The following is a 6,085-nucleotide window of genomic DNA, read 5'->3' as shown; positions in this document are numbered from 1 at the left end:
GACCTGAAGGTGCAGCGCGTGAATCCGACCAACCGCGATACGGTTTAGGTTTCTGTCGCCCCATGTCCTCTTTGGCCAGCAGGAAAACATGTGGTAGGCTCAACATGGCCTGGCGTGGCGGATCTAAGAAGTTCCTGAACGGAATGCTGTTAATATAGCGGGAACTTCAAATCCATCACATTGGCGGCCGCGTCCAGGAGGGGGCTCGACCCATGCCCAATGAACGTGCCACCGTTGTCCGCACACCGGTTGGCTCCGAGCTGTTGACCTTCACGCATCTTGTCGGACGCGATGAGATCAGCCGTTGTTTTGCCTATACGGTCGGATTCGTGAGCACCGACTCCGATATCGATCCGTTGAAGATGCTGGGCGGGCCGCTCTCGATCGAAGCTGAATCCGATCCGAAACGCTGGTTCAGCGGCATCGTCTCCGAGTTCCGGCTCACCCGGCTGGAAGATCGGCTGGCCTACTATGAGGCGGTCATCAGGCCGTGGCTCTGGTTTCTCGGCAACACCACCGATTGCCGTATTTTCCAGAACAAGAGCGTCGTCGACATCGTCAAAGACATCTTCAAGAAGTACGGTATCGCGGAATTCGACCTGCGCCTGCAAGGGTCTTATCCCCCGCGCGAATATTGCGTGCAATACGACGAAACCGATCTGGATTTCGTGCAGCGGCTGCTGGAGCATGAAGGCATCCTGTATTTCTTCGAGCATGATGACGGCAAGCACACGCTTGTCCTGGCCGATGCGATGAGCAAGCTGAAGCCCGCGTCGGGCTGCGAGAAAGTGCTCTATAACTTTGAAGGTCAGGGTTCGCGGCGCGATGTCGAATACATCACTGAATGGATACCGGGCAGTTCGGTGCGCCCAGGCGCCTATGCCCACACTGACTATGATTTCACGAAGCCGGGCGCCGATCTCATGGCCAAGTCGGCCCAGCCGTTCAGCCACAAGGAGGCAGCGGGTGAGAACTACCGCCAGCCCGGCGCGCATCTCGAAACGGGCCGGGGAGACAGCCTGGCCGCGATCCGGCGCGAGGAAATCCAGGCCGTCCACCAGCGCATCGCCGCCGTCGGGACCGTGCGCGGCCTCTATTCGGGCTGCACGTTCAAGCTGGATAGCTTTCCGCGTGAGGACCAGAACCAGGAGTATCTGGTGGTCAGCGCCGAATACAGACTGTTTGATCCAGGTTACAGAGCCCATGCTGACGTCAACAGCGAGAATTTCAAGGTGATCCTCGGCTTGGCGCCGACCGCCTTGCCCTATCGTCCGCCACGGATCACGCCCCGGCCGATCATGCGCGGCCCCCAGACGGCGACGGTGGTCGGTCCGTCGGGCGAGGAAATATTCACCGACAAATATGCGCGGGTGAAGGTGCAATTTCATTGGGACCGCTTGGGCAAGAAGGACCAGAACAGCTCCTGCTTTGTGCGGGTGTCGCAGACCTGGGCCGGCAGCGGCTGGGGTTTTATCCAGATCCCGCGCATCGGCCAGGAGGTGATCGTCGACTTCATCGAAGGCGACCCGGACCTGCCGATCATCACCGGCAGGGTCTACAACGCCTCGCAGATGCCGCCCTACGGGCTGCCGGGCAGCGCCACGCAATCGGGCTGGAAGTCCGACTCCTCCAAAGGCGGTGGCGGCTACAACGAGCTGATGTTCGAGGACAAGGCCGGCTCCGAACTGGTCAATTTCCAGGCGCAGAAGGACCATAACCTTCTGGTCAAGCACGACCGCACCAAGCTGGTGCAGCACGACCAGTCCGACCGCATCGACCACGACGCCAAGCACTCCGTCGGCCACAACCTCGACGAGGACGTCGGAAACAACAAGACCGTCAAGGTCGGCGTGGACCAGACCACCAACATCGGCTCGAACGACACCGAGACAGTGGGCGCCAACCGCTCGCTGACGGTCATGGCCAACGAGACCATCCATGTCGTGTCGAACTCGACGGAGAACATCGACGCCAATCACACGCAGACGGTGGGGATTGTGCAGACGGTGAGCGTTGGCGCTGCGCGTGTCGATACGGTCGGAGCATCGGAGACCAGAAGCGTCGGCGGGCCGCAGACCAACACGATCGGCGCGACACGGTCCGTGACGGTTGGGGCAGCGCAGGACCACAGCATAGGTGCGAGCGACAGCTGGACGATTGCTTCCGATCAGAGCGTGTCCATAGGCGGCGGCCACACCGAGAGCATCGCGAAGGATCAAGGTTCGACGGTCGGCGGAGGACGCACCGCTTCGGTAGGCAAGGACGATTCGACATCGGTGGCCGGCGCGCATTCCCTCTCGGTCGGCAAAGACAGTGCCATTTCTGTCACCGGCAATGGCACGATCAAAATCGGCAAGAAGCTGGTCATCGACGCCGGTGACGAAATTCTCATCACAACCGGCTCGGCCAAGATCATGATGAAGAAAGACGGCACGATCGCGATCGAGGGCAAGGACATTTCGGTCAAAGGGTCAGGAAAGATCAGCATCAAGGCTTCTAGCGACATCACGATGAAGGGTTCGAAAATAGGGGAGAACTAGAGCATGGAAAAGGTTCGTGATCGCGTCGATGGCGTCGTAATTGGCCAGTTTCTCGGTTTCGGCGAAGACGGTCCTCTGGTAGTATTTCCGGGCAATTCGAAAGAAACCGCACTAGCGGCGCGCAGCCTTGCCGAACTGTCATCCGATATGATCGGCCAGGAGATCGCCTTGTTGTTCGAGGACGGAGATGCGCGGCGGCCGCTCATCGTCGGGCGCATCGTGGAACTGGTGCGCAAGCATGCGGCACCTGCAGTTATTCGCGATGGAGACCGCGTGCGGATTCACGCCGAAGAACGGATCGAATTACGCTGCGGCAAGGCAACGATCCTGATGGAGAAAGACGGTCGCATCACCATCAGAGGTACTTTCGTTACCAGCCACGCCAGTGCCGCCAACCGTATTCGCGGCGGTTCGATCGACTTAAATTGATGATGGTCGCGGGGAGCTACGGCCAACAATCGGACGGTACCGTTGAACATCGCATCGTCAAGGACATTGTGCGTCAGCACGCCGAGCTGGCGGCTTTCTTGTGGGCGCAGCGCGACACGTTGGCCGCCGAGGACCCACCTGAGGGAAACGTGGTCGACGGCGTCGGCAGGCGGCTTGAGGCAAACCTTGACGGCTTGCGTATTGCCGGGGTAGCCGCATGGCCGTTCATCGAGGCTGCCTATGAGGACTTCCCCGAAAAGGGGGAGTTGTTCCTTTTCACATGGTTGGCAATTGAGCAGGGTAGCGATAACAAGATCCGACAAGCCGTTGAACTTGGCCGTGCTTCGGATGACGATGCGCGGGGCCTGGTCGGAGCACTGGCATGGCATAAGGCCGAAACGATTAGTCCCTTGGTACGGCGTTGGATCAGCGCGCAAGACGCGTTCCTACGCTATCTCGCTGTCGCGGCCTGCCGCGAACATGGGGTCGACCCAAAAGCTCTGTTGACGAATCTGATGCGCGATCCTGACGTCCGCGTGCGGGCAAACAGCCTGCATTTGGCGGGGGTACTGCAACGCCTCGATCTGGTGCACGAAGTTGCTGGCGCGCTAGATGCCGACGACGGAAGCGTGCGGCTATGGGCAGCCTGGACACTGAACGAACTTGACCGCGGGGATTTGGCGAGGGCGGAGTTGCGAAAGGTTGCGGCCACCAATGGGCCAAATGCACCGACGGCTTTGCGAGCCTTGATCAAGGCAGGGCCACAGGACGACGTCCGCGCCTTCATGGGTGGCTTGCTCAAGTCGCCCGACACGGCGTCGCTAGCCGTGCGTGGCGCCGGCATGCTGGGCGATCGTTCGATCCTGCCTTGGCTGGTGCAGCAGATGCGCATTCCAGCGCTCGCTGCGGCCGCTGGCGGCGCGCTGCTCGAGACCTTCCCGGAAGCACGCGGCATCGACGGGTTGTTTACGCTCGATCCGACCACGCTTGGGCCTGACTTTGAGGATCACTTCGGCGATTTTGCGATGAAGGTGCCTGTGGCAGAGAACGTTAGGATGTGGAGCAACAGTGTGCTCCAAAAATAATCAAGAAACGCGCCGAGACCGCGACTCGAGCCACGAGCCGATCGATCAGGATCCCCGTGGGGTATCGAGAATTTCGGCGCAGCGCACCGCGGTCATGATCGGTGCCAATGACGCGTCTGTTAGAAGCACAACCGGCGCAATCTGGGTTTCCTCCACCGGCCACCAATCGCTGATTCCGCCCCTTATGACCGCCCATGCATCGTCTGAGCGCCCGGCTTTGGCCAGCGCGGCGGCGAGGAACACCACGTTGTCGAAAATACCGGGCAGGGTGTTGTCTTTTTCAAACATCTGCACCGCACCCTCATGATACTCATAGACACGCGCCAGTCCGATCATATGATCGGCCCGTGTCTGCGGATCCGAAAACTTTTTCTTGCTGCCTTCAACCTTCACCACCGCCTCAGCAAAGCGAACTGCGCCACCAAGCTGCACACCCTGCGGTAAGCGAAAATCCTCCGAACCGTGTGATGCGGCGAACGCAGCCAGCCTTGCGAGTATCTTCAGAAGATCGGGATCGCCCTTCTTTCCCAAACTGCGGCGGCCGATCTCCGCTGTCTTTGCGGCTCGATCCCAGCTTTCGGTTTGGCGTGCCGCTAGCGAGCAAAGCGTGATCTGATCAATCTGGACGTCGAACGTCTCGAATTGGTCTAGTGCGGCGACGGACGTCTCGACATGTCCGAGCACTTCGTGCCATTGACCGCGGTACGCCGAGATCTCCGCGAGAGCCGCTGCGGCCCGGGCCGTACCCTTCTTCACCAGGTCGGCGAACGCCTGTTCCGCTTCTTCGATGTCCCCACCCAGAGCCTTCTTTTGTGCCGCCTCAAGCTGCGTTAGTTTTGCCATTCGGGAATCTCCGGGTTAAACCTGTGAGCGATGTCGCGATGAAGTTCGTCATCGATTTCAAGAGTGTTGTCTTCGTCGACAAAAAAAGCGCCTTCAGCGTAACACGCGTCAATCGTTTTGATCATTGCCGTAAGGCTCTCATACTCCACAGGCTGCTGGGGCTCCCCATGAATGAAGCCGATTATCTCTGCGGTTTCCTTCTTCTCATGGCCGCATGAGGCGAGGTAGAAATCCCCGCCTCCGTCAGCAAACACCGGAAACCACCCTTTGCGCCACTGCGGTGCGTCCCTTCGTTCCATGAATATTTCGACAGCTTCTTCGAGCGACAGCAGGTAGAAGCCGGGGAAAAAGTAAACGGTGTCCAACTGCTCGCCTTCGTTCACCCTGGTTCCGTCGCGCCAGCGATATAGTTGCTCCAACTCCAACGGAAGCGGGAAAGGCAACCGTGCCTCCCAGGCACGGATGTCCATGGTGGACAGCCCGGGCTGGAGCAGAGTTGGCGTTACGCGTCCGAGACGCGTCAGAAATTGAACGATCCGGTCCAGTTCTTCGATCATTGCAGGAGCCTGACTCTAGATGACTTCCACCCAATATGAATCGCCGTTGCCAATATTGTTGTTCTGATAAAACGACGAAAGTTTGCCGCCTTGGGCGTTCTGCTCCGACACCGGAATCGCCGCGACGGCGGCTTTCGGCTTACCCGGAGGTTTTCCACCCTGGGTCGAAGAGGCGAAGGGAAACTCGTCGAGCGACGTCTTTTTCTTGCCCTTTTTCTCGCCTTTGAGCGCGGCTCGCCGGTTCTTGCGGATGGCGCTTCGGCTTGTCTGGCGCGTCAGCTTCTTCTTGCCGGAAGCGGGCATCCGCTTCTTCATGTTGGCTACCTTGTTAGGAAAGGTTGCCGAATCGAAAACGACCGTAGGCAGCGGGGCTGGATTTGCATTCCCCTGCAGGTCGACCGTATTTTTGTTGTTGTGATATTTCTTGTCGGTGTGGCGGCAGGCGTTCTTGCCATCCATCTTGACGTCGAACGAGTAGAGTATCCAATCTGTTGCCTGTTTGAACGTATTGGATTTGACGCCGCCAACCGTTCCGGGTTCGTCACCCGTACTCATCCCGTATTGCGAGCCTTTGTTAGCAATCATGGCGCCGCCCTTAGCGAAGACGGTTGTCGTGCCATTCTGCAATGTG

Annotated in this window: 6 protein-coding genes; 3 read left to right on the top strand and 3 right to left on the bottom strand. The window is 59.1% G+C overall.

The genetic code is table 11. The features are described from left to right. Positions 1-212: 212 nt before the first annotated feature. Genes EN914_RS20760 through EN914_RS20750 form a run of 3 tightly spaced genes read left to right on the top strand, consistent with a single transcriptional unit; the run spans position 213 to position 4,054 of the window. Positions 213-2,540 (top strand): type VI secretion system Vgr family protein, encoded by a 2,328-nt coding sequence (locus EN914_RS20760; protein ID WP_024504486.1) that lies wholly within the window; start codon positions 213-215, stop codon positions 2,538-2,540. Between the two features lie 3 nt (positions 2,541-2,543). Next, positions 2,544-2,969, top strand: coding sequence for a DUF6484 domain-containing protein (locus tag EN914_RS20755; RefSeq protein ID WP_013525291.1), 426 nt, complete (start codon positions 2,544-2,546; stop codon positions 2,967-2,969). Continuing rightward, positions 2,969-4,054: a hypothetical protein gene (locus EN914_RS20750; RefSeq protein ID WP_013525292.1), complete on the top strand. Its 1,086-nt coding sequence runs from the start codon at positions 2,969-2,971 to the stop codon at positions 4,052-4,054. The genes EN914_RS20755 and EN914_RS20750 overlap by 1 nt, the downstream gene beginning before the upstream one ends. A 45-nt stretch (positions 4,055-4,099) precedes the next feature. On the opposite strand, the gene EN914_RS20745 is transcribed toward EN914_RS20750, so the two are convergent. The 3 genes from EN914_RS20745 to EN914_RS20735 all read right to left on the bottom strand — a co-directional run. After that, positions 4,100-4,897: a hypothetical protein gene (locus EN914_RS20745; protein ID WP_024504485.1), complete on the bottom strand. Its 798-nt coding sequence runs from the start codon at positions 4,895-4,897 to the stop codon at positions 4,100-4,102. Beyond that, positions 4,885-5,454: an SMI1/KNR4 family protein gene (locus EN914_RS20740; protein WP_013525294.1), complete on the bottom strand. Its 570-nt coding sequence runs from the start codon at positions 5,452-5,454 to the stop codon at positions 4,885-4,887. The genes EN914_RS20745 and EN914_RS20740 overlap by 13 nt, the downstream gene beginning before the upstream one ends. Before the next feature lie 15 nt (positions 5,455-5,469). Beyond that, the coding region (locus EN914_RS20735; protein ID WP_127389231.1) for a PAAR-like domain-containing protein at positions 5,470-6,085 on the bottom strand (616 nt) is incomplete at its 5' end.

Origin of the sequence: Mesorhizobium sp. M7A.F.Ca.CA.001.08.2.1 (assembly GCF_003998455.1) — a bacterium.
Taxonomy (GTDB): Bacteria; Pseudomonadota; Alphaproteobacteria; order Rhizobiales; family Rhizobiaceae; genus Mesorhizobium; species Mesorhizobium ciceri.
The sequence above is the reverse complement of the archived record's forward strand: the minus strand, read 5'-3'. Positions and strand labels throughout refer to the sequence as shown.